Annotated in this window: 18 protein-coding genes and 1 tRNA gene; 12 read left to right on the top strand and 7 right to left on the bottom strand. The window is 66.0% G+C overall.

Annotated features, from left to right (window positions below; genetic code table 11):
* Window positions 1-7 precede the first annotated feature (7 nt).
* Window positions 8-829: a pyruvate, water dikinase regulatory protein gene (locus EP380_RS08905; protein WP_106570320.1), complete on the bottom strand. Its 822-nt coding sequence runs from the start codon at window positions 827-829 to the stop codon at window positions 8-10.
* Between the two features lie 403 nt (window positions 830-1,232).
* Between EP380_RS08905 and hemE the strand changes: the two genes are divergently transcribed.
* The 3 genes from hemE (at window position 1,233) to rho (ending at window position 4,201) form a co-directional block, all read left to right on the top strand.
* Window positions 1,233-2,261 (top strand): uroporphyrinogen decarboxylase, encoded by a 1,029-nt coding sequence (gene hemE, locus EP380_RS08900; protein ID WP_127598066.1) that lies wholly within the window; start codon window positions 1,233-1,235, stop codon window positions 2,259-2,261.
* Window positions 2,258-2,794 (top strand): protoporphyrinogen oxidase HemJ, encoded by a 537-nt coding sequence (hemJ, locus tag EP380_RS08895; protein ID WP_106570318.1) that lies wholly within the window; start codon window positions 2,258-2,260, stop codon window positions 2,792-2,794. The genes hemE and hemJ overlap by 4 nt, the downstream gene beginning before the upstream one ends.
* A 141-nt stretch (window positions 2,795-2,935) precedes the next feature.
* Complete coding sequence (rho, locus tag EP380_RS08890; RefSeq protein ID WP_106570317.1) at window positions 2,936-4,201, top strand: transcription termination factor Rho; 1,266 nt, start codon at window positions 2,936-2,938, stop codon at window positions 4,199-4,201.
* Between the two features lie 122 nt (window positions 4,202-4,323).
* Here the strand turns inward: rho and EP380_RS08885 are convergent, their stop codons facing one another.
* On the bottom strand, window positions 4,324-6,342 hold the full coding sequence (locus tag EP380_RS08885) for a thioredoxin domain-containing protein (protein ID WP_127598064.1): 2,019 nt from the start codon (window positions 6,340-6,342) through the stop codon (window positions 4,324-4,326).
* A 16-nt stretch (window positions 6,343-6,358) separates the two neighbouring features.
* On the opposite strand from EP380_RS08885, the gene mnmE reads away from it, so the two are divergent.
* The 5 genes from mnmE (at window position 6,359) to EP380_RS08860 (ending at window position 12,131) form a co-directional block, all read left to right on the top strand.
* Entirely contained in the window at window positions 6,359-7,717 is a 1,359-nt protein-coding gene (gene mnmE, locus EP380_RS08880) for a tRNA uridine-5-carboxymethylaminomethyl(34) synthesis GTPase MnmE (protein ID WP_127598062.1), read from the top strand.
* A gap of 167 nt (window positions 7,718-7,884) precedes the next feature.
* Window positions 7,885-9,759, top strand: a complete 1,875-nt coding sequence (gene mnmG / locus EP380_RS08875) for a tRNA uridine-5-carboxymethylaminomethyl(34) synthesis enzyme MnmG (protein ID WP_127598060.1) — start codon at window positions 7,885-7,887, stop codon at window positions 9,757-9,759.
* The gene (gene rsmG / locus EP380_RS08870) at window positions 9,756-10,388 is read left to right on the top strand and encodes a 16S rRNA (guanine(527)-N(7))-methyltransferase RsmG (protein WP_127598058.1); all 633 of its coding nucleotides are present in this window, start codon (window positions 9,756-9,758) and stop codon (window positions 10,386-10,388) included. The genes mnmG and rsmG overlap by 4 nt, the downstream gene beginning before the upstream one ends.
* Window positions 10,389-10,418: 30 nt before the next feature.
* Window positions 10,419-11,216: a ParA family protein gene (locus EP380_RS08865; RefSeq protein ID WP_106570313.1), complete on the top strand. Its 798-nt coding sequence runs from the start codon at window positions 10,419-10,421 to the stop codon at window positions 11,214-11,216.
* 39 nt (window positions 11,217-11,255) lie between these two features.
* A complete protein-coding gene (locus tag EP380_RS08860) occupies window positions 11,256-12,131 on the top strand; it encodes a ParB/RepB/Spo0J family partition protein (protein WP_127598056.1) in 876 nt (291 codons plus the stop codon).
* 226 nt (window positions 12,132-12,357) lie between these two features.
* On the opposite strand, the gene holA is transcribed toward EP380_RS08860, so the two are convergent.
* On the bottom strand, window positions 12,358-13,419 hold the full coding sequence (gene holA / locus EP380_RS08855) for a DNA polymerase III subunit delta (protein ID WP_127598053.1): 1,062 nt from the start codon (window positions 13,417-13,419) through the stop codon (window positions 12,358-12,360).
* Between the two features lie 317 nt (window positions 13,420-13,736).
* Window positions 13,737-13,811: transfer RNA gene (locus EP380_RS08850), tRNA-Gly, on the bottom strand.
* A 245-nt stretch (window positions 13,812-14,056) separates the two neighbouring features.
* Between EP380_RS08850 and EP380_RS08845 the strand changes: the two genes are divergently transcribed.
* The 4 genes from EP380_RS08845 (at window position 14,057) to EP380_RS08830 (ending at window position 16,619) form a co-directional block, all read left to right on the top strand.
* Window positions 14,057-14,560, top strand: a complete 504-nt coding sequence (locus EP380_RS08845) for a prolyl-tRNA synthetase associated domain-containing protein (RefSeq protein ID WP_127598051.1) — start codon at window positions 14,057-14,059, stop codon at window positions 14,558-14,560.
* A 39-nt stretch (window positions 14,561-14,599) separates the two neighbouring features.
* Window positions 14,600-15,559, top strand: coding sequence for a thioredoxin (trxA, locus tag EP380_RS08840; protein ID WP_106570309.1), 960 nt, complete (start codon window positions 14,600-14,602; stop codon window positions 15,557-15,559).
* A gap of 131 nt (window positions 15,560-15,690) precedes the next feature.
* Window positions 15,691-16,362 carry an LON peptidase substrate-binding domain-containing protein gene (locus EP380_RS08835; protein ID WP_106570308.1) on the top strand — a complete coding sequence of 224 codons (672 nt, stop codon included), beginning with the start codon at window positions 15,691-15,693 and terminating at the stop codon, window positions 16,360-16,362.
* A 2-nt stretch (window positions 16,363-16,364) separates the two neighbouring features.
* Window positions 16,365-16,619 carry a Trm112 family protein gene (locus EP380_RS08830; RefSeq protein WP_106570307.1) on the top strand — a complete coding sequence of 85 codons (255 nt, stop codon included), beginning with the start codon at window positions 16,365-16,367 and terminating at the stop codon, window positions 16,617-16,619.
* 163 nt (window positions 16,620-16,782) lie between these two features.
* Here EP380_RS08830 and EP380_RS08825 read toward each other — a convergent pair whose 3' ends face one another.
* The 3 genes from EP380_RS08825 to EP380_RS23550 are packed head-to-tail and all read right to left on the bottom strand — an operon-like array spanning window position 16,783 to window position 22,539.
* Window positions 16,783-20,136 (bottom strand): error-prone DNA polymerase, encoded by a 3,354-nt coding sequence (locus tag EP380_RS08825; RefSeq protein WP_127598049.1) that lies wholly within the window; start codon window positions 20,134-20,136, stop codon window positions 16,783-16,785.
* Window positions 20,133-21,602 carry a Y-family DNA polymerase gene (locus EP380_RS08820; protein WP_164749814.1) on the bottom strand — a complete coding sequence of 490 codons (1,470 nt, stop codon included), beginning with the start codon at window positions 21,600-21,602 and terminating at the stop codon, window positions 20,133-20,135. The genes EP380_RS08825 and EP380_RS08820 overlap by 4 nt, the downstream gene beginning before the upstream one ends.
* Window positions 21,544-22,539: an ImuA family protein gene (locus EP380_RS23550; protein ID WP_164749805.1), complete on the bottom strand. Its 996-nt coding sequence runs from the start codon at window positions 22,537-22,539 to the stop codon at window positions 21,544-21,546. Before EP380_RS23550 ends, EP380_RS08820 begins: the two co-directional genes overlap by 59 nt.
* Between the last annotated feature and the right edge of the window lie 51 nt (window positions 22,540-22,590).

The raw sequence follows: 22,590 nt of genomic DNA, 5'->3' as shown, positions 1-22,590 counted from the left end.
CGGCTGGCTAACGGCTTCTGCCGCGCAGCGCAAGAATGGCGGCGGCGGTTTCCTCGATCGAGCGGCGGCTGACGTCGATCGTCGGCCAGCCATTGCGGGTGCAGATCTGGCGGGCATAGGACAATTCCTGAACGATATGGGCGCGGTCGGCATAAGATTCGGAATCAAAACCGGCCGTCGCCCCCAGAATGCGATGCTGGCGCACCTGCGATATGCGCTCGGCCGAAGCGACCAGGCCGACGATCAGCGGCTTTTTCGCCTGCGACAGGGCCTCGGGTACCGGAACGCCCGGCACGATCGGGACATTCGCGGTCTTGATGCCACGATTGGCCAGATAGATGCTGGTCGGCGTCTTGGAGGTGCGCGAGATGCCCACCAGCACGATATCGGCTTCTTCGATGTCGGCGGGAAGCTGGCCGTCATCATGATCCATGGTGAAGTTCAGCGCGTCGATGCGCCTAAAATAGTCCGCGTCGAGCGCGTGCTGGGCGCCGACCCGCCGGCCGGCCGGCGCGCCGAGATAGGACTGGAACACGGTCAGGACCGGCTCGAGCACGGACACGCATGGCAGGCCCATCGCCGCGCAGCGTTCGTCGATGGTGCGCGCCAGCGTCTCGTCGACGACCGTATAAAGGACGATGCCCGGTTCGGCGTCGATCTCGTCCAGCACCGCCTGGAGCTGCCGTTCGGTGCGTATCAGCGGATAGATGTGCTCGACGGCGCGGGCATCCTTGTATTGCGCGGACGCGGCACGGCCGGCCGCCAGCAGCGTCTCGCCGGTCGCGTCGGATATCAGATGGAGATGGAAAAAACTCTGGGGTCTGTTCACAGGGGCACGACGGTCCTGTTGGGGAGTGTGGATAAGCCCGACCCTGACACCGGCCCGGCGGAGGCGACTGTATCAGATGTCGAGTCATCCACAATCCAGGGCGGACGGGACAGGTTTGCCAGGCTGTTGAGAACTTGGTGGGCCAAGCCGGTTTTTCAGCCGAGGCTGAATTCGAGAGAAAATCGTCTCTTTTTCAATATATTGAAAACAAAGCGGTATTTTTGATTTTCCCCATAATGAACAAGGCCTAGGGAACAAGGCGGTTTGCGTGCCGGAGCATGCGCATGCCGCGACAATCTGGGGACTGGCGCCAATCCCCGTTTTCGACAGAGTCATAGAAGAACAAAAAGTTCCCTTCTCGAATCTCTTTCTTTAAGTGAGTCCGTAACTGGAAGGATTCCGCATGGGCAGTGACCGACGGCTGATACGTGTCCTGAAAGGCGAAAGCCTCTCCCCGCCGCCGCTCTGGATGATGCGGCAGGCCGGACGCTACCTGCCTGAATACAGACAGGTGCGGAAGGAAGCCGGGAGCTTTCTCGATCTGTGCTACAATCCCGATCTGGCGGTTGAAGTGACGATGCAGCCGATCCGGCGGTTCGGTTTCGACGCATCGATCCTGTTTTCCGACATTTTGGTCGTCCCGCATGCGCTCGGCCGCGATTTGCGCTTCGAGGAAGGCAGAGGACCGCTGATGACGCCGATCGGCGTGTCGGAGATCGCCGATCTGGACGTCTCCGATTTTCACCACAGGCTGGCGCCGGTCTACGAAACCGTGTCGCGTCTGCGGCAATCCCTGCCGGCCGAAACCGCGCTGATCGGATTTTGCGGCGCGCCATGGACGGTCGCGACCTATATGATTGCCGGTCACGGCACGCCCGACCAGGCGCCGGCGCGGTTGTTTGCCTACAGCGAACCGGAAGCCATGGACCGGCTGATCGGCCTGTTGGCCGATATCTCGGCCGATTATCTGCTGCGCCAGATCGAGGCCGGCGCCGATACGGTGCAGATATTCGATTCCTGGGCGGGGGTGCTCGGCGAGGAGGAGTTTACCCGGTTCTGCGTGAAGCCGGTGGCGCGGATGGTGGCGACGATCAAGGAACGTTATCCCGACATTCCGGTGATCGGCTTTCCGAAGGGCGCGGGCAGCCGTTTCGACGACTATCGCGCCGCGACCGGCGTCGACGGGCTGGGCCTGGACTGGACGGTGCCGCTTGCCCAGGCGCGACGGCTGCAGGCGGACGGCGCCGTGCAGGGCAATCTCGATCCGCTGCGGCTGGTGGCCGGCGGAGACGCGCTCGACAGGGGGGTCGACCGCATTCTCGAGCGCTTGTCGGACGGGCCGCTGATCTTCAATCTCGGGCACGGCATCACGCCGCAGACGCCGATCGCCCATGTCGAGGCGATGATCGCACGGGTTCGGGCGCGGGCATGAGCGTCGGGGCGCCATCGCCGGCAAAGGCGAGCCCGCTCGTCAGGGCGATCGTCGCGCTGGGCGTTCTGGCGCTCGCGGTGCTGGCGCTGTTTGCGTTCGACCTGTCGGCCTATTATCTGTGGATCAAGGCGGTCCACGTGCTGGCGGTGATATCGTGGATGGCGGGCATGCTCTACCTGCCGCGGCTGTTCGTCTATCATTGCGCGGCTGAGCCCGGTTCTGCGCAGTCGGAGACGTTCAAGGTGATGGAACGCCGGCTTTTGCGGGCGATCATCAACCCGGCGATGATGGTGAGTTGGGCGCTCGGCCTTTGGCTCGCCTGGCAGGGTTTCGGGTTTTCGGGTGGCTGGCTGCACGCAAAGATTGCACTGGTTCTTGCGATGTCGGGGGCGCATGGCTATTTTTCGGCTGCCGTTCGCCGTTTCGCCGAAGACCGCAATCAGCGGCCGGCGCGGTTCTGGCGGCTGATGAATGAAGTTCCGACGGTGTTGATGATCGCGATCGTGATCCTGGTTGTCGTCAAGCCGTTCTGATCCAAAACCGTTCTTGCGCTTTCGGTCGGGAAGGATTAAGGATTTCTTCCCTCCCCTACAGCGCAGCCGCATAGCATTCTCAACTCTGCCGCGGGCATTCGCCTTTTCCGCTGTTTTTCCCTCCGCCTTTGAGCACGCAATATGCAAGAAATGAAACTCCAAGACCTCAAGAGCAAGAAACCCACCGACCTGATCGCCTTCGCGGAGTCGCTGGAGGTCGAAAACGCCAGCGTCATGCGCAAGCAGGAGCTGATGTTCGCGATCCTGAAGAAGCTGGCCGCGCAGGATGTCGAGATCATCGGCGAGGGCGTGGTGGAGGTTCTGCAGGACGGGTTCGGCTTCCTGCGTTCGGCCAATGCCAACTATCTGCCCGGTCCGGACGACATCTATATTTCGCCCTCGCAGATCCGGCGGTTTTCGCTGAAGACCGGCGACACGGTCGAGGGGCCGATCCGCAGCCCAAAGGAGGGCGAGCGGTATTTCGCGCTGCTCAAGGTCAGCACGATCAATTTCGAGGATCCGGAAAAGATCCGTCACAAGATCCATTTCGACAATCTGACGCCGCTTTACCCGAATGAGCGGCTGCGGATGGAGATCGACAATCCGACGACCAAGGACAGCTCGTCGCGGGTGATCGATCTGGTGGCGCCGCTCGGCAAGGGCCAGCGCGCGCTGATCGTGGCCCAGCCGCGCACCGGCAAGACGGTGCTTTTGCAGAACATCGCCCATTCGATCACCACCAACCATCCCGAGTGCTTTTTGATCGTGCTTCTGATCGACGAGCGGCCGGAAGAAGTGACCGACATGCAGCGCTCGGTGAACGGCGAGGTGGTGTCCTCGACCTTTGACGAACCGGCCGCACGCCACGTCCAGGTCGCCGAAATCGTGATCGAGAAGGCCAAGCGCCTGGTCGAGCACGGCCGCGACGTGGTGATCCTGCTCGATTCGATCACCCGGCTCGGCCGCGCCTACAACACCGTGGTGCCGTCGTCGGGCAAGGTGTTGACCGGCGGCGTCGACGCCAACGCCCTGCAGCGACCGAAGCGGTTTTTCGGCGCGGCGCGCAATATCGAGGAAGGCGGCTCGCTGACCATCATCGCCACGGCGTTGATCGACACGGGCAGCCGGATGGACGAGGTCATCTTCGAGGAATTCAAGGGTACCGGCAATTCCGAGATCGTGCTCGACCGCAAGGTCGCCGACAAGCGCATCTTCCCGGCGATCGACATTTTGAAGTCGGGCACACGCAAGGAGGATCTGCTGATCCCGCGCCAGGACCTGCAGAAGATCTTCGTGCTGCGCCGCATCCTGTCGCCGATGGGAACCACGGATGCGATCGAATTCTTGATCGACAAGCTCAAGCAGACCAAGAGCAATGCCGATTTCTTCGATTCGATGAATACCTGACGGCCGGCCGGCGGCGGGCCAGGCAGTCCGCCGCTCCCTCCTTAAGCTATTGTTTTTGATATATTATTTTCATCTGAAAAATCTGTCCGGCGGACGGGAACGATGGTCCGCGCGCCGGTCGTTCAGGCTGCCGGACGGCGCAGCGTTTCTGCCAGCTGCGCGGCGAGGTCTTCGGCGGTCCTGATCGGCGGCAGGCAGGTTTGCCCCTGGCACAAATAGGCTGCAGGCCCGGTGTCGATCGCGGTGCCGTCCGGCAGGGCGGCGCCGAGATCGGCGGAGGCCGGAGCGATGACGTCGACACGCCGGGGATCCGGATATCGATTTGCGACCGAAAGGAATGCGGACGCCGATCCGCCGGCGATCACCAGTTTTCGCGGCGCCAACGCGGTCGCGGCGGCAACAACAATGCCGGCCTGCCCGAAACGCTGCTGGGTGGCGCGGCCCAGGGCGGCGCGCGCAGCAGCCATCGCACGCAGCGTCAGGTCGCCGCTGCCGGTCGCCGCGGCAAGCCGGGACAAGGCTTCGACGATCTGCGACGTCGCGGAGGGGACCGCGTCGTCGGCGTCGCCGCGGATACGGAACGGGACGTCGGCGCTGTCGCGCGCGGTCAGGTAGTGGGCCGAGGCCTCGTCACCGTACCAGCTTTCCAGCATGGCGGCCCAGTCGCGCGCATCGGCGATGTAGTCCGTTTCACCGGGCGTCCCGGCCAAGGCGATCGCGGCATTGATCATCGCCGCATAGTCGCTGGACATGGCCGGAAACAGCCGGTCGGAGGCGAGAACGCTGTGCGGCAGGCGCGCATCCTCGATCGATTCGGTTACGCAACGATAAGCCTCGGCCGCCATGGAGATCCAGGCGGGGCGGTCGAAATAGCGGCCGGCCTCGGCCAGTGCGCGGATCATGAGTCCGTTCCAGTCGACGAGAAGCTTGTCGTCGCGCCCGGGCCGTATGCGCTCGGCGCGTGCGTTGTGCAGCCATGCCAGAAGGTCGGCCAAGCGCCGGGCTTCGTTCTCTGTCTGGGGAGCGTCGGCCAGGAACAGCACGGGATCGCCCTCCCAGTGCTGGGCCGTGCCGAGTTTGTAATGACGAAAGAAAAAATCCGCATCGCCGCCCAGGACGGATTCGATTCGGGTCCGTGTCCATGTGTAGAACAGTCCCTCCTCGGCGGCGCTGTCGGCATCGAGGCTGGAGGCGAAGCCGCCGCCGTCGAGCCGCATCTCGCGCGCTAACCATTCGACCGTGGTTTCGATTCGGTCCCGGAACAGATCGTCGCCGGTTTCGGCGTGTGCCCAGAGACAATGGCGGATCATCAATGCGTTGTCGTAAAGCATTTTTTCGAAATGCGGTACGAGCCAGTCACTGTCGGTCGAGTAACGGCACAGGCCGCCGCCGACATGGTCGTAAATGCCGCCGTTGAGCATGCCGCGCAGGCTGGTGAGGAAGGCATCGCGGTAGCGGCTTTCGCCTGTATCGAGCCAACCGTGCCAAAGCGCGGCCATGAAGGGAGCGTTGGGAAATTTGGGGGCGCCGCGCAGGCCGCCGCGGGAAGGGTCGGTCATGTCGGCGATCGAGGCGGCCAGGTCCGCGAGCGGCGCGGGCGTGTCCTGGCCGGTTTCGACGACGGGGGCCAGGCTGCGCGCGACATGGGCGGAGAGCGTTTCGGCGTTTTGTTCGATGGCGGCCGTGTTGTCGGTCCAAGCGGCATGGACGGCCTTCAGCACGGCGATGAAACCCGGCCGACCGTACTGGTTCTGCTTCGGGAAATAGGTACCGCCCCAGAACGGGCGGGCATCGGGGGTGAGAAACATGGTCAGCGGCCAGCCGCCCTGTTCGCCGGTCGCCGTCAGCGCGGCCATGAATATCTGGTCGATGTCGGGGCGTTCCTCGCGGTCGACCTTGATGTTTACGTAGAGCCGGTTCATGACGGCGGCGGTTTCGGCGTCTTCGAAGGATTCATGCGCCATGACATGGCACCAATGGCACGCCGCATAACCGACCGAGAGCAGGATCGGCCGATCGAGCGCTTTCGCCTCGGCCAGCGCCGCACTCGACCAGGCGCGCCAGTGGACGGGATTGTCGGCATGCTGGCGCAAATAGGGACTGGTCTCGGCGGACAGGAGATTTTCGGCCGGCAAAATCATGTCGGAGTTCCTCATTATGCGGGCAAAGGGTAGGGCTGTCGGATTGCAGGGGCAAACGCTTTTCCAGGATACGATTTTCGCGTTGTCGAGCGGCGGACTGCCGAGTGGCGTCGCTGTCGTGCGATTGTCGGGACCGCAGACGCTCGAGACGCTGCGCAGAATGGCCGGATCGCTTCCACAACCGCGTGTGATGCGCCACGCGCGTCTGCGCGACGAAACCGGCGAGACTATCGATACCGGACTGGTGGTGTTTTTTGCCGGGCCGGCGAGTTTCACCGGCGAGGACTGCGCGGAATTCCACATCCATGGCGGGCGGGCGGTTGTCGGCCGGCTGCTTTCGGTCCTGTCCGGTTTTCCAGGGCTCCGTCAGGCGGAGGCCGGTGAATTCACCCGCAGGGCGCTGGCGCACGGCAAGATCAATCTGCCGGACGCGGAGGCGCTTGCCGATCTGATCGAGGCCGATACCGAAGCGCAGCGCCGCTTCGCACTGGCGAATGCGGACGGGCGGCATCAAAGTCTTTACGAGGGTTGGCGGGACCGGATCCTGACGGCGCGGGCGTTGATCGAAGCCGAACTCGATTTTGCCGACGAAGACGACGTTCCCGGCGCCATGGCGGAAGAAGTGTGGCCGGACATAGCGTCGCTCGCCGAAGAGATCGCAGCGCATGTCGCCGGCTACCGCCAGGCGGAAATCATTCGCGACGGCTTCCGGGTCGCCATCATCGGTGCGCCGAATGCCGGCAAATCGAGCCTGCTCAACGCCCTTGCGCGGCGGGACGTAGCGATCGTTTCCGACGAACCCGGCACGACGCGCGATCTGGTGAGCGTCGAGCTCGACCTTGATGGGATGAAGGTGCGGGTAACCGATACGGCGGGTATTCGCGAAGCTGCCGGGACCGTGGAACAGGAGGGGATCCGGCGCAGCCGCGCGGCCGCGGACGAAGCCGATTGCGTTATCTTGTTGATCGATGCCGGCGCGCCGGGCGCGGTGCCGGGGGCGGTTCCGGATGACGTTTTGCGGGTCGCGAGCAAGATCGATCTTGTCGAACCGGGCGCGCGCGCGGTCGTGGATGCGGATTTGCTACTTTCGGTGCGCTCGGGCGAAGGCATGGGCGCATTGCTGAACCGGCTGAGTTCCATGGCCCGTGCCAGCGTTGCCCGACACGCATCGCTTGTCCCGTTTACGGCGCGCCAGGCCGAAGAGCTGACGCGCGGGGCGGCTGCCTTGCGTGCGGCGGCAAACGTTAAGGCGGGGCTGGAGGTTCAGGCAGAAGAACTGCGAATCGCGGCACGCGCGCTCGGCCGGGTTGTGGGCACGATGGACGTCGAGGAGATTTTGGGCGCAATCTTTTCGCGCTTCTGCATCGGAAAGTGATTCACGTGAAACACGGGGCTTGCGGACAACCAGGCCCGACCGGGTGATTCACGTGAAACAACCGAACACGACCGCCTCGAACCGTTTCACGTGAAACATCGTATCGGTGTTTTCTTGACAAGACAGATGTCGCGGCGCATCTGTCCGGTCCGATTTCGGAGACGACGATGGCACCGACATATGATGTAGTGGTGATCGGCGGCGGTCATGCCGGCTGCGAGGCGGCGGCGGCCGCGGCGCGCGCCGGCGCGCGCACGGCGCTGCTGACGCTGGCGCGGGACAAGATCGGCGTGATGTCGTGCAATCCCGCCATTGGCGGGCTTGGCAAGGGCCATCTCGTGCGCGAGATCGATGCGCTGGACGGTCTGATGGGGCGCGTCGCCGACAAGGCCGGCATCCAGTTTCGTCTGCTCAACCGCCGCAAGGGGCCGGCGGTACGCGGCCCCCGCGCCCAGGCCGACCGCAAGCTTTATCGACTGGCGATGCAGGACGCGCTTGCGTCGCAGACCGGACTCGACATCGTAGAGGGCGAGGCGGTTGGGCTCGAACGAGCGGATGGGCGGATCAGCGGCATCACGCTGGCCTCGGGCGAACGGATCGCCTGCGGGGCGGTGGTGCTGACGACCGGCACGTTTCTCGGCGGCCTGATCCATATCGGCGAACGCCGCATTCCGGCCGGGCGGATGAACGAAAAGGCCAGTTACGGCCTGTCGCAGGCCTTGCGGCAGGCCGGGTTGGCGCTCGGCCGGCTGAAAACCGGGACGCCGCCGCGTCTCGACGGCCGCACGATCGACTGGGCCCGGCTCGACATGCAGCCCGGCGACGAAGATCCGGTGCCGTTTTCGTTTCTTACCGCGACGATCACCCAACCGCAGATCGAGTGCGGCGTCAGTCGAACGACCGATGAAACCCACGCGGTGATTCGGGCGAATTTGCATCGCTCGGCGATGTACTCGGGCCAGATCGACAGCGTCGGACCGCGTTATTGCCCGTCGATCGAAGACAAGATCGTCAAGTTCGGCGATCGCGACGGCCATCAGGTTTTCCTGGAGCCGGAGGGCCTGGACGACCCGACAGTCTATCCGAACGGGATTTCGACCTCGTTGCCGGAAGATGCCCAGCACGCGCTGGTGCGCACGATTCCCGGTCTGGAAAAGGCGGCGATCCTGCGACCTGGCTATGCGATCGAATACGACCATGTCGATCCACGCGAATTGCGGGCGTCGCTGGAGACCCGGAAAATGCCGGGGCTTTTCCTTGCCGGGCAGATCAACGGGACGACCGGCTACGAGGAAGCCGCGGCGCAGGGGCTCGTGGCTGGGCTGAACGCGGCGCGCTCGGTTGCGGGCCTGCCGGCGGCGGTGTTCGGTCGCGGCGAATCCTATATCGGCGTGATGATCGACGATTTGACCCTGCGCGGGGTGATGGAGCCCTATCGCATGTTCACGTCGCGGGCGGAATTCCGGCTGACCTTGAGGGCGGACAATGCCGACCAGCGGCTGACGCCGAAGGCGATCGCGCTCGGCATTGCCGGACCTGAGCGCGTGGCGGCCTTCACCGCGAAATCGGCAATGCTCGATCGGGCCCGCGCCGCATGCCGGGATGTCTCGCTGACGCCGCCGCAGGCAGCGCGGGCGGGGATTACGATCAATCAGGACGGGGTGCGCCGTTCGGCCTACGACTTGCTCGCCTATCCGGGGCAGTCGATCCAGGCCCTGGCGCGGATCTGGCCCGAGCTGGACCGAATCGAGCCGGGGATCGCCGAGATCCTGGAAACCGAGGCGCGGTATGCCGTCTATCTCGAGCGGCAATCGACCGATATCGCGCTGATGACGCGCGAGGCGGAGCTGGCGATCCCAGCCGGGATCGATTATGCGAGCATTTCCGGGCTGTCGAACGAATTGCGCCAGAAACTGGAGAAGAGCCGGCCCGAATCCGTGGCCGAGGCCTATCGGGTGGAAGGCATGACGCCGGCCGCGATCGCGCTGATCATCGCGCAGATCCGCGCGAGCGCGCAACGGACGGGGCGGTCGGCGGCGTGAGCGAGGAGAACTATCAGGCCTTGTGCCGCGTCGCGGGGCCCGTTTCACGTGAAACATTCGAGCGGCTGCGCCAGTTCGAAACGATCTTCGGCAAGTGGGCTCGGCGGATCAATCTCGTCGCGCCGTCGACCCTCGACAGCCTGTGGCACCGGCATATTCTCGACAGCGCGCAACTTCTCGGCCTCGCCCCGACAGCACGACAATGGGCCGATCTCGGTTCGGGCGGGGGATTTCCCGGCGCCGTGATCGCGATTCTCCTTCACGACCGGGCCGAAGCGACGGTGAAACTGGTCGAGAGCAATCGCAAAAAGGCGGCGTTCTTGCAAAATGCGCTCTCGGAACTGGCGCCGCGGGCGGTGATCGCGGCGCGCCGAATCGAGGATGTGGTGCAATCCTCGTCCGTTCCCGAAATCGTCACGGCGCGGGCGCTGGCGCCGCTGCCGCGCCTGTTGGCCCTGACCGAACCGTGGCTGGCGGCCGGAACACGCGCGCTGTTTGCGAAAGGCCGCGATAGCGGTGAAGAAATCAAACTAGCGCATGACACCTGGAATCTCGATCTGGTACAACACCGCAGTTCTGTCGATGACGACAGTGTGGTCCTCGAGATCAGCAAAGCCGCGCGGAAATAGCATGTCGCGGCACAGGGATTGCGGACAGACATGACCAGCGCGACACGCATCATCACAATCGCCAACCAAAAGGGCGGCGTCGGCAAGACGACCACCGCGATCAATCTGGCGACCGCCCTGGCGGCGATCGGCGAAAGCGTGCTGATCGTCGATCTCGATCCGCAGGGCAATGCCAGCACCGGGCTTGGCATCGAGCGCCGCGACAGGACCTTGTCGTCCTACGACGTGCTTGTCGGCGAGGCCTCGATCGGCGAGGCTGCGATGCAGACCGCGGTGCCGCAATTGTCGATCGTGCCCTCGACGCTGGACCTGCTCGGCGTCGAGATGGAGATTTCCGGCCTGCCGGATCGGGCGCTGCGCCTGCGCAACGCGCTGCGGCCGATGTCGGAGGGCGAAAACCGATTCTCCTACGTGCTGGTCGATTGCCCGCCGTCGCTCAACCTCCTGACGATCAATGCGATGGCGGCCGCCGATTCGGTGCTTGTGCCGCTTCAATGCGAGTTTTTCGCCCTGGAGGGGCTGAGCCAGCTTTTGGAGACCGTCGAGCAGGTGCGCGCCGGGATCAATCCGGGCCTGACGATCCAGGGCATCGTGCTGACGATGTTCGACGGGCGCAACAATCTCGCCAATCAGGTGGTCGACGATGTGCGCGCCTATATGGGCGAGGCGGTCTATCAAACGGTGATCCCGCGCAATGTGCGGGTGTCGGAAGCCCCCTCGCATGGCAAGCCGGCGATTCTCTACGATCTCAAATGCACCGGTAGCCAGGCCTATCTGCAGCTTGCGTCGGAGGTGATCCGACGCGAACGGCGCCTGCGGGCCGCGTAGACCGATTCACATGCGAAACGATGTCGGGACGACAGTGAGATGACCGAGGAACAATCGCGGCGCCGGCTCGGGCGCGGCCTGGCCGCTCTGATCGGCGACATGGACAAGCCGGCCGCGGCGCAGGACGCCCCGCCCGCGGACCAGGACGTGCCGATCGAGTTCCTGCTCGCCAATCCGCGCAACCCGCGTCGCCAGTTCCTGGAGGAGGAGCTCGGCGACCTGTCGCAGTCGATCCGCGAACACGGCATCGTGCAGCCGATCGTCGTGCGGCCGGCCGCGGACGGCCGTTTCGAGATCATTGCCGGCGAGCGCCGCTGGCGCGCGGCGCAGCGCGCCAACCTTTCCAAGGTGCCGGTGATTATCCGCGACGTCGACGACCGGGTCGCGCTGGAATTGGCGATCATCGAGAATGTTCAGCGCGCCGACCTCAACCCGGTCGAGGAAGCGGCCGGCTATCAGCAGCTCGTCGACGACCATCAATATACGCAGGCCGATCTGGCGCGCATCATCGGCAAGAGCCGCAGCCATGTCGCCAACACGCTGCGGCTCTTGAAACTGCCGCCGGTGATCCGCGACATGCTGGTTAATGGGTCGCTTTCGGCCGGACACGGGCGCACGCTGGTCACCGCCGAGGATCCGACGGGCCTGGCCAAGAAAATCGTCGAGGAAGGCCTGTCCGTGCGCCAGGCGGAACTGCTTGCCCAGGCGCCGCGGGCGCCGGAAACGAAGAGCGCGAAAAACGATCGGACGCCGCCGCAAAAGGATGCCGACACGCAGGCGCTCGAAAAGCTCTTGTCGGACGTGACCGGGCTTTCCGTCTCGATCCAGCATCGCGACACAGGCGGCCAGATCCGGATCGATTACAAGACGCTGGAGCAGCTCGACGAGGTTTGCCGCCGCCTGCAAAGCCATTAAGGCGCTCCCCGACCGAGCGGAAACCGGCTCGCCGGTTCAAGGTCGTATTAAAACAAGATGTTAGAGAGAGCTGCGCTTGCGTGAAGCGCAGAACGGCTCTGGCGGGCAGGCCAGGAGAATTGCGGCTCGCCATTGGCTTGGTTGGCGGTCCGATCCGGAAAACGAGGCGGTCGGTTAAAAAATATTAGCCGGCGAATTTTACGGGATGCCGATGCGGCGGTCGGGCCTAACGCGACCGGTTCTGGCCGCCGCGGGCGCGGGCCTGGGCATAGACGCCGAGCGCAAGAAGCGCCTGGCAGGTCAGATCGCCGGCGAGCTCGGCGCGTTTGCGGGTCTGGAGCACGGTCTGCTGCAGTCGATCCAGCGCCTGGCCGATGGCCGGGGTGCTCCACTGCCGGAGCGCGGTTTCGACCAGGGCGCGGCGGGCGAAAAACACCGGCGGGCGGGCGCGCGCGACCGCGGCGGACGCGCTTTGCCCGTTGACGTCGATCTCGTGCCTGAGCAGCGAGAGAAGCTGAAACTGACGCAGGGCCGACGACAGCAGCAGAAAGGGCGGCGCGCCGCCGGCGAGATATCGCCGCATGCGGCTGTCGAGCGCGGCCACCCTGCCGGCAATCGCGCAATCGACGATGTCGTCGGCCGACAGCGCCGACACGTCGCCGGTCGAGGCCAGCACGTCGGCGCGCGCGACGGTCTTGCTGCCCTGGCAATACAGCACCAGTTTTTCGAGCTCGCCGCGACTGGCCAGCCGGTCGCCGCCGAGGGCCGCCCGCAGCGCGGATTTGGCATCGGGATCGATCGACAGACCGCCGCGGGCCAGCTCGCTGTCGATCAGGGCATCGATCGATCGCGCCTCGTCGGGATAGCACGGCAGGGCCATCGCCCGGTCCGCCGTTTCGACCAGCTTGCGCAGCGGCGCCGTCTTCTTCAACTCGCCGGCTTCGACGAGAACGGTCAGATCGTCCGGGGGGGCGGCCAGCATCTCCTTGAACGCGTCGGCGACGAATTTTTGAGCGCCGGCATTGCGGATCCACAAAAGCCGGTGACCTCCGAAAAGCGGCCGGGCCGCGATCTCGTCGAACAGGCGGCCGGAATCGGCGTCCTTGTCGGCGAGATCGAACTTGACCACCGCGAACGGGTCGGCCATCGGCAACCCGGTTTGTTCGGCAAACCCACGGGCCCGTTCCGAGACCATGCCCCGGTCCGGCCCGTAGATCAGGACCAGCCGCGTGTTCGGGTCGGGCCTCGACAGCCAGCCGCCGACCTCGTGTGCCTTCTTCTGCGCCATGGCCTGCGGCTAGCACAAAGCCGCGAGGCTCGCCACGGCCAAATCCCAGTGCGGGTCGACCCGCGACGGGACGATCGCCATCGATCTGATCGACGGCGACAGGCTTTGCGAGCTTTTGAAGCAGTATGAGCTCGGTCTTGCCACCCGTCAGATCGAGCAGGTCGAAATCGAAAGGGAATGGTTTGCGGGAATCTGAGCTGGATGGTCGCAGCCGATCCGGCCGAGCGCCCGCACGCTCCTCCCGCCGCCAGGACGGTCGCGAACAGCAAAAAGGCCCGGATATACCGAGCCCCAAGCCATTCAAATCTAAGGATTTTTGGAGCGGGCGAAGGGATTCGAACCCTCGACCCCAACCTTGGCAAGGTTGTGCTCTACCCCTGAGCTACACCCGCTCGCGCGGCGTGGCGCCGCAAGCCGCGCCTATATGGCGGAAACGCCATGCGAATGCAACAGGGAAATTCGGGCTGCCGGCGAGGGCGCGCGCGTGCCTTCGCCGGGAGAGGATGTAACGGCTATGCCGGCCCGAATCCGGCCGCCTTGGCGCCGTTCGGGCCGGCCGGCGGGCTTGTCCTGCCGGCCCGCTTTGTCATAGTCATGGCCGCGCATGACCGCGCATGACCCGAGGCGAAGCGAAACCATGGCCGCAAAAACCCGTGCCGATTTGTTGGCGTTTCTCGAGCAACTCGCCATCGAGGCGACGACGATCGACCATCCGCCGCTTTATACCGTGGCCCAGTCGCAGGCGCTGCGCGGCACGATCGACGGCGGGCATACCAAGAATCTTTTTCTCAAGGACAAGAAAGGCCGCTATTTTCTGGTCACGGTCGAGGAGGAGGCGACGGTCGATCTGAAATCGATCCATCGGCTGATCGGCGCCTCCGGCCGGGTGTCGTTCGGCAGCGCCGATGCGCTGATGCGGCTGCTGGGCGTGGAACCCGGCTCGGTGACGGTTTTCGGGCTCATCAACGATGTCGACAACCAGGTCACGCTGGTGCTCGACGCCGGGCTGATGCGCCACGAGCTTGTCAATTGTCACCCGCTGACCAATGATGCCACGACGCAGATCGCGAAAGACGACCTTGTGCGCTTTCTCGACGCGATCGGCCACCAGCCGGTGATCTTGAACGTGACCGGCCAATAGCCACATAATTTGGCAACGAAGCGAATGAAAGACACGAGGATGAGCGTGAAGGACAACCCGTTTGCCGCATCGCAGGGCGACTACGCCCCCGAGATCTCGTTCGGCGCGCCGAATGCGGGCGCAGGCCCGGCCGGCGAGCTGATCCGCGATACGAGCACGGCCGAGTTTACCAAGGACGTCATCCAGGAATCGCGCAACCAGCCGGTGCTGGTGGATTTCTGGGCACCCTGGTGCGGCCCGTGCAAGCAGTTGACGCCGATCCTGGAAAAGGCGGTCCGCGCCGCGGGCGGCGCCGTCAAGCTGGTCAAGATGAATATTGACGAGCATCCGGCGATCGCCGGCCAGCTCGGGGTACAGTCGATTCCGGCGGTGATCGCGTTTCGCGACGGCCAGCCGGTCGACGGTTTCATGGGCGCGGTGCCCGAGAGCCAGGTGCAGGATTTCATCCAGCGCCTGGGCGGCGATCCGAAACAGTCGGCGTTGGAGGCGGCGCTGGAGCAGGCCAGTGCCGCGAAAGAGGCGGGCGACCAGGAACTGGCGGCGCAAATCTACAGCGCCGTGCTGGCTGAGGAGGCCGGACATCCGACCGCGATCGCCGGCCTGGCCGGGCTCAGTCTCGATCGCGGCGATCTCGACGGCGCGCGGGCGCTGTTGGAGCAGGTTGCGCCCGACAGCGACGATGCCGAGATTGCCGGCGTGCGCGCGCGCCTGTCGCTGGCCGAGGAGACCAGCGCGCTCGGCGACCCGCAGGAGCTGCAGCGCCGGCTCGAAGCCGATCCCGACGATCACGACGCCCGCTTCGACCTCGCCTTGATCCAGAACGCGTCCGGCGCGCGCGAGGCGGCGGCCGACAGTCTGCTTCATATCGTGCGCCGCAATCGCGAATGGCGCGACGATGGCGCGCGCGCGCAATTGCTGACGTTTTTCGAGGCCTGGGGGCCGACCGACGAGGCGACCCTTTCGGCGCGCCGCAAGCTTTCCTCGCTGTTGTTTTCCTGACCGCGCCGCGGCAAAGGGCGCCGTGCCGGCGCGGCGCCAAACCCCAGGGCCGGCCCTGCCCGGCGCCGGGCATGGCGGCGCGTCTTTTTTGCCCTATGTTGAGTGGCATCAGACTGTCAGGAGGCGACGGATTGCAGGCGGGAAACGCGCATTATCTCAAGCTTGAGGACCTGCCGACCACGGTGCCGGTGTTTCCGCTGACCGCCGCGTTGCTTTTGCCCGGCGGGCGGTTGCCGCTGAACATTTTCGAGCCGCGCTATCTGCAAATGGTGGACGCGGTGCTGGCCGGGGACCGCGTGATCGGGATGATCCAGCCGCGGCTGGACGGTTCCTTGCGAACCGATGGCGAGCCCGAACTGTGCCAGGTGGGCTGTCTCGGGCGGATCACCTCGTTCGCGGAGACCGGCGACGGGCGTTATCTGGTGTCGCTGCAGGGCGTGGCGCGCTTTCGCGTTTTGCAGGAGATCGCCGGTTCGGGCGCGTTCCGCAGTTGCCGTATCACGCCTTTCGGCGGCGATCTCGACGAGGCCTCGGGAACCGAGGAGGTCGACCGCAAGGCATTGCTGAAGACCTTCAAGGCCTATCTCGACGCCAACGGGCTCGAGGCGGACTGGGACAGCGTCAGCCGGGCCGAAAACGCGACGCTGGTGAACGCGCTGTCGATGATGTCGCCTTACGGGGCGAGCGAGAAACAGGCGCTTCTTGAAGCCCCCGACCTGAGGACACGGGCGGAGACGCTGGTCGCGATCACCGAAATGCTTCTGGCCCGCAACAATGACGACGCCGGCACGGGACTGCAATGACGATGGCGGGCGAGGACGAAAACCCGATCGGGTCGCGACAATCGTCCGCGACCATCGACCGCAAGCTTCTCGAGCTTCTGGCCTGCCCCCTGACGAAGGGGCCGCTGACCTTCGACGCGGAGCGGTGCGAACTGGTCTCCAAGGCGGCCGAGCTCGCCTATCCGGTGCGTGACGGCATTCCGATCATGCTGCCGTCGGAGGCGCGCCGGATCGGGGATGACGGCGCGCGACCGCGGCCGCCGGCACGGCGGAAATAGGTCCGGCCGGAGCTGCCGGCCTGGATAGCGATGGCGCGGTCGCGATGCGGGTTGTGCGGCTTCAGAGCCGTTCGGCCTTTCACGAAATCGCAGATCGGCTCCAATTCATTGTTTTGGCGGGTTTGCGAACGGCGACCCGGCTTCCACCTCGCCTGCAACCGCTTTAATGAAAGTTGCGGCCTTTCGGCATCACCTTGCCGGTCCGTTCGGCCAGATCCTTGTCGTTGAGGATGGCGGCAGGGGCGCGGTCCGGCAGCGGCAGGGCTCGCGGGCCATTGCCATGCGATGTCGTGGGCGCCTCGTCCGCCATCAGCGCGCCCAGCCACGGTGTCAGGTCCTCCAGGGTTTCCGCGACCACGTGAATGACGCCGGAGGCCGCTTGCAGCCGTCCGCGCACCCGCATCAACCGGGCGCTGAGCACCACCGGGCGGTAACGCTCAAAAACCCTTGGCCAGACGATGATATTGGCGATCGCGCCTTCGTCCTCCAGGGTGATGAAGATGACGTTGCCCTTGCCCGGGCGCTGGCGCACCAAGGCGAGGCCGGCCACGCTGACGCGCGCTCCGTTCGCCACGGTGGAAAGTCGAATGGCGGGCAGGCCGCCCTCGGCCGCAAGGCGCGCGCGCAGGAACTGGAGCGGGTGCCCCTTTAAAGACAGGCTTAGGGTGCGGTAGTCGTGCACGATATGCTGGCCGGGCGGCATCGGCGGCAGCGCGATGTCGGGCTCCCGGTCGCGCAGTCGCGGCACGGACCGGTCGAACAGCGGCAGGCGCTCGGCGGCGCTCTTGTCGTCGAGCGCCTTGGCCGCCCACAGCGCATCGCGGCGGGTAAGGCCGAGCGAGCCGAAGGCGTCGGCCTCGGCCAGCCGGGCGATCACGCCGGCGGGCAGGCCGGACCGCAGCCAGAGGTCGCGCACGGAATCGTAACCCGCCCCCCGCTTGTCCACCAGTTGCCGCATCGCCGCCTCGGCCAGCCCCTTGACGCGGCTGAAACCGAGCCGCACCGCGTGGCGGCTCTTGATGACGCCGGCCATTTCCGTATGCCGGGCGGCGATCAGGGCGGGATCGAAGGGCGCCTTTTCCAGGGTCGACTCCCAGTCGGAGGCATTGATGTCGACCGGCCGGATCTCGATGCCGTGTTCGCGCGCGTCGTGCACGAGCTGGGCCGGGGCGTAAAATCCCATCGGCTGCGAATTCAGGATCGCGGCGCAAAAGACGTCCGGGTAGAAGGTCTTGAACCAGCACGAGGCATAGACCAGCAGCGCGAAGGCGGCGGCGTGGCTTTCGGGAAAACCGTAATCGCCGAAGCCCTCGATCTGTTTGAAACAGCGTTCGGCAAAATCCTGCCGGTAGCCCCGGCTGACCATGCCCGAAATCAGCCTGTCCTTGTAATCGTGGATGGTGCCATTGCGCCGGAAGGTCGCCATGGCGCGGCGCAGCCGGTCGGCCTCGCTGGGCGAAAACCCGCCGGCGTCGATGGCGATCTTCATCGCCTGTTCCTGAAACAGCGGCACGCCGAGCGTTTTTTTCAGGATGCGGCGCATTTGCGGGCTCGGATAGTCGACCGGCTCCTTACCCTCGCGGCGGCGCAGATAAGGATGCACCATGTCGCCCTGGATCGGGCCGGGGCGCACGATCGCCACCTCGATCACCAGGTCGTAGAACTCGCGCGGCTTGAGCCGCGGCAGCATCGACATCTGGGCGCGGCTCTCGATCTGGAAAACGCCGAGCGTGTCGGCCCGGCAGATCATGTCGTAGACGCGCGCATCCTCCTTTGGCAGCGTCGCCAGCGTCAGCCTGCGGCCGAACCGGTCGCGTTCGCGATAATGGTCCTCGAGCAGGTCGAAGGCGCGGCGCAGGCACGACAGCATGCCGAGCGCCAGAATGTCGACCTTGATCAGCCCGACGGCGTCGAGGTCGTCCTTGTCCCATTCGACCATCTTGCGCTCCTCCATCGCCGTCTTGACGATCGGCACGATCTCGTCGAGCCGGTCGCGGGTGATGACAAAACCGCCGACATGCTGGGAGAGGTGGCGCGGGAACCCGATGATCTCATTGGCGCGCTGCATGACATGGCGCGTCGTCGGATCGCCTTCCGCCAGTCCGCCGGCCCTGGCCTCGCGCGCGCTGAGCCGGGAGGACGACCAGCCCCAGATCGAACCGGAAAGGGCCGACTGCACATCGTCGGACAGGCCCATCGCCCTGGCGACCTCGCGCATCGCCGAACGGCCGCGATAGGTCACGACCGAGGCGGCGAGCGCGGTGCGGGTGTGGCTGTATTTCCGGTAGATATAGGCGATGACCTCGTCACGCCGCTCATGTTCGAAATCGACGTCGATGTCGGGCGGTTCGTCCCGTTCGGTGGAGATGAAGCGCTCGAAAAGACCGTCCATCATCAAAACCGGGTCGACCTCGGTGATGCCCAGGCAGAAACAGATGACGGAATTGGCCGCCGAACCCCGCCCCTGGCACAAAATGCCCTTTTCGGCGCGGGCATGCGCGACGATGTCGCGCACGGTGAGGAAGTAGCGCGCATAATCCTTCTGCGCGACGATCTCCAATTCGTGGCGGATTTTTTGCGCCACCCCGTCGGGAAGGCCCTGCGGGTAGCGGTTGCGCGCGCCCTGCCAGGTGAGGCTTTCCAGTTCGGCCTGGGGGTCGAGGCCGGGTGTCGTGGTCTCCTCGGGATAGTTGTGGCTCAGCTCACCGAGCGAGAAGGCGAGGCCTTCGGCGAAGTTGACGGTTTCGGCGAGCGCTTCGGGAAAACCCCGGAACAGCCGCGCCATTTCCGCCGCCGGCTTCAGATGACGCTCGGCATGGGCGGCGAGCGCGTAGCCGGCCTCCGCCACCGTCGTGTTGAGGCGGATCGCCGTCAGCACGTCCTGCAGCGGCCGCCGGTCGGGGATATGATACAGCACGTCGTTGATCGCCATCAGCGGCACGCCGGCCGCGGCGGCCAGCGCCGCCGCCTGCTCGATGCGGAACCGGTCATTGCCGCCATAGGTCGGCGCGACGGCGAGCCGGACGGCGGTCCCGAACCGGTCGCGCAGACAGCGCAGGAGCTCCAGCTCGTCCGTTTCGCCGCCGGCGAGCCTTGGTATCAGGGCGAGCGAGATGCGCTCGCCCCAGCAAAGCAAGTCGTCGCGATAGATCCGCGGCGCCCCCTTTTCGCTTTCGGCGCGCATATTGGCCTCGCTCAGCAGGCGGCACAGATGGCCCCAGCCGCGGCGGTCCTGCGGATAGGCAAGCACATCCGGCGTCGTGTCGGCGAACACCAGCCGGCACCCGGGATGGTAGGCAAGTTTACCCGGCCCGGTCGTCGCCGTTTGCTTGATATGTTTCGACTGGCTCCAGGCGCGCACGACGCCGGCCACCGTGTTGCGGTCGGCAAGCCCGATGGCGTCATGGCCGAGATGCTTCGCCGTCACCACCAGTTCCTCCGGCTTCGAGGCGCCGCGCAGGAAGGAGAAATTCGATTGCACGGCGAATTCGGCATAGGCCGGGGCGGTGGATTTCATGCAAAAACCCCGTGTACGAACCAACGCGGCATGGTCTCGGCGGCACCGTAAAAACCCTGCCGGAAAAGCCAGTAGCGGCGCCCGTCATCGTCCTCGACACGAAAATAGTCGCGCGTGGGCATATCTTGCGGGTCGCGCCACCATTCGGCGGCGATCCGCTCGGGCCCTTCGGCCCGGGCGACACGGTGGACGGCGCGGCGCCAGCGAAACCGCAGCGGCGGCCCTTCGGGTACCTCGGCGGCGACCACATCGACCGGCTCGGGATGCCGAAAAAGCCGGATCGGCCGGTCCGCCATGTCCACCGTCCCGGCCGGATCGGGAGCGGAGTTGTCGGGCCGCGCCCTGCCGTCCCGACCTTCCGGCATTTCGGCGGCGACAAAGGCGGCGGCGCGTTCGGGACGGTGGCTTTCGACGAGAACCGGCCGCAGCAGCGCCGTTTCGCCGAGCCGGGCGCGGACCCGGTCGGTAAAAAGCGCCAGATCCTCCCCGGCCGCCGTGCTCGCGCCGGCAAGGTCGGTCTGCTCGAGCGCGAAGGGCGCGGCCTTCAAGACCGAAAGCCGGACCAGCTCGAAGCCGCAGCCGGCATCGAGCCGATCCTCGAACGCGGCGAGCCTTTCGCGGAACAGGCGCTCGATCAGGGCCGGATCGCGCAGCGGTCGCGCGGCGCCGACGGCGAGACGCTGCATGGCGCCGTCGACCCGGAACAGGGCAAGCTGCAGCACATGCGCGCCCTCCCCGCGCCGTTCGAGCTCGGCGCGCAGCGATGCGGCGAGCAAGCCGACGAGCCGCTCGATATCGTCGGCCAGCACGACCGGTTCGGCCAGGTGCCGCTCGACCGACAGCGGCGGCACGGGCAGGCGCGGCGTGATCGCTTCCTCGGCCCGGTCCAGCGCCTGGTCGAGCCGGGTCAGCAGTGCGGCGCCGAAACGGCGCGCCAGCGGCGCCCGCGGGGCCGCCATGATCGCGCCCGCCGTCTTCAGCCCGACGCTTTCCAGGCCGGCGCGGACGGCCGGCGCGATGCGCAGCGCGGCGAGCGGCAGCGGCGCCAGGGTTTCGCCCTCCTCACCCGGCGGGACGATCGCCGGGCTCAGGAACCGCGCCGCCGCCCAGGCGATGCCGGGGCTGGCGCCGAGCCCGGCGCGGGCGTCGAATCCCTGATGGAAAAGCCGGGACAGAATGTCATCCAGCATGCGTTTTTCATTGCCGAAAAGATGAGCACAGCCGGTGATGTCGAGAAACAGCCCGTCGCTTCCGTCCAGGGCGACGAGCGGCGTGTAGCGGTCGCACCAGTCGGCGAGGCTTTCCAGCAGGCGGCGGTCGGCTTGCGGCTGGGCGTCGACGATCTCGACATCGGGATGCATGGCGCGCGCGTCGGCGATGCCGAGGCCGGGTTTCAGGCCAAGCGCCTCAGCGCGCTCGTCGAGCGCGGCGATGCGCTGGGCGTTGTTCTCGCGACGGCTGACCAGGAGCGGCGGGCGCCGCGACGGCGGGCCGCAACGCCACGACCGCCCCTCGCGCTGCCGAAGAATCCGGTCGGTGGCCAGATGCGGCAACCAGAGCGCCAGAATCCTCTGGCCGGATTTCGCAGAAGCTGGATGCATCGGGGTTCCACTCCAGAACGAGCCGCCCGGCCGGGGCGGCGCGGCTTTTGGTGACGGTGACGGCGAAGGCGGGATGGCCGATCGAGGCCGCCACGGGGCCGGAAACGGTCGAGCGCCGGGCGGCGGGGGCGGGCGAGACCGCGATCCGGACCGGGGCGGCCGTCGGCTCGGCGGTTCCGGCCTCGCGGATCAGGAAAACCGACCGCCCCGCCTCCTGGGCCCGGCGGTGCAGGCGCCGGGTGGCGGTCAGATCGAGGCGGGCCGGATTGCCGCGCAGTTCCAGCACGACCGCGGCAAAAGCCCGCTGGCGGGCGGCCTGCTCGGCGATCCACAGCGCGTCCCCGGTCTCGTTCGGCGCGCACAGGAAGAGAGCGCCGGCCGGCAGGCCGCAAAACCGGCTCAGGCCGGGCGCATAGGGAAGCCCGGCCTCGCGAAAAATCTCGGCCGTGCCGATCCAGCACAAAGCATTGTCCGGCCGCGCCGGTGCGCTCCTGCGCACCAGCGCGGCAAGACACAGGGCAAACCCCGCCACCGCGCCGGCATCGCGGGTCTGCCGGCCGTGGATCTCGACAAGGGCGGCTGGCGGCAGGCCGGCGCCCAGGGCGGCATCGAAGCTCGCGGCGCCGGTCGGCAAAAAACCGGTTCCGAAACCGGGTTCACGTCTGGCGGCGGGGCCGTGACGAAGAACCAGACCATCGTCGCCGCCGGCTTGCGCCAGCCTTTCGGGCAGGCTGCCCTCGATCCGCGCGATTTGCCGACGCAAAGCGACAACAGTCTCCCGCGCCATGGCGGGCTTGGCCATGACAGTCGCTCCAAAACTATTTTGTTCCTGTTATGTTCTTATGGATTCCAG

It is taken from the genome of Nitratireductor alexandrii (genome assembly GCF_004000215.1).
Taxonomy (GTDB): domain Bacteria; phylum Pseudomonadota; class Alphaproteobacteria; order Rhizobiales; family Rhizobiaceae; genus Mangrovimarina; species Mangrovimarina alexandrii.
The sequence above is the reverse complement of the archived record's forward strand: the minus strand, read 5'-3'. Positions and strand labels throughout refer to the sequence as shown.

Coding starts and splice junctions, on each gene's coding strand:
- hemE (WP_127598066.1), top strand. CDS start 1,233: ATGGGCAGTGACCGACGGCTGATACGTGTCCTGAAAGGCGAAAGCCTC.
- hemJ (WP_106570318.1), top strand. CDS start 2,258: ATGAGCGTCGGGGCGCCATCGCCGGCAAAGGCGAGCCCGCTCGTCAGG.
- rho (WP_106570317.1), top strand. CDS start 2,936: ATGCAAGAAATGAAACTCCAAGACCTCAAGAGCAAGAAACCCACCGAC.
- EP380_RS08885 (WP_127598064.1), bottom strand. CDS start 6,342: ATGATTTTGCCGGCCGAAAATCTCCTGTCCGCCGAGACCAGTCCCTAT.
- mnmE (WP_127598062.1), top strand. CDS start 6,359: ATGCGGGCAAAGGGTAGGGCTGTCGGATTGCAGGGGCAAACGCTTTTC.
- mnmG (WP_127598060.1), top strand. CDS start 7,885: ATGGCACCGACATATGATGTAGTGGTGATCGGCGGCGGTCATGCCGGC.
- EP380_RS08865 (WP_106570313.1), top strand. CDS start 10,419: ATGACCAGCGCGACACGCATCATCACAATCGCCAACCAAAAGGGCGGC.
- EP380_RS08860 (WP_127598056.1), top strand. CDS start 11,256: ATGACCGAGGAACAATCGCGGCGCCGGCTCGGGCGCGGCCTGGCCGCT.
- holA (WP_127598053.1), bottom strand. CDS start 13,419: ATGGCGCAGAAGAAGGCACACGAGGTCGGCGGCTGGCTGTCGAGGCCC.
- EP380_RS08845 (WP_127598051.1), top strand. CDS start 14,057: ATGGCCGCAAAAACCCGTGCCGATTTGTTGGCGTTTCTCGAGCAACTC.
- trxA (WP_106570309.1), top strand. CDS start 14,600: ATGAGCGTGAAGGACAACCCGTTTGCCGCATCGCAGGGCGACTACGCC.
- EP380_RS08830 (WP_106570307.1), top strand. CDS start 16,365: ATGGCGGGCGAGGACGAAAACCCGATCGGGTCGCGACAATCGTCCGCG.
- EP380_RS08825 (WP_127598049.1), bottom strand. CDS start 20,136: ATGAAATCCACCGCCCCGGCCTATGCCGAATTCGCCGTGCAATCGAAT.
- EP380_RS23550 (WP_164749805.1), bottom strand. CDS start 22,539: ATGGCCAAGCCCGCCATGGCGCGGGAGACTGTTGTCGCTTTGCGTCGG.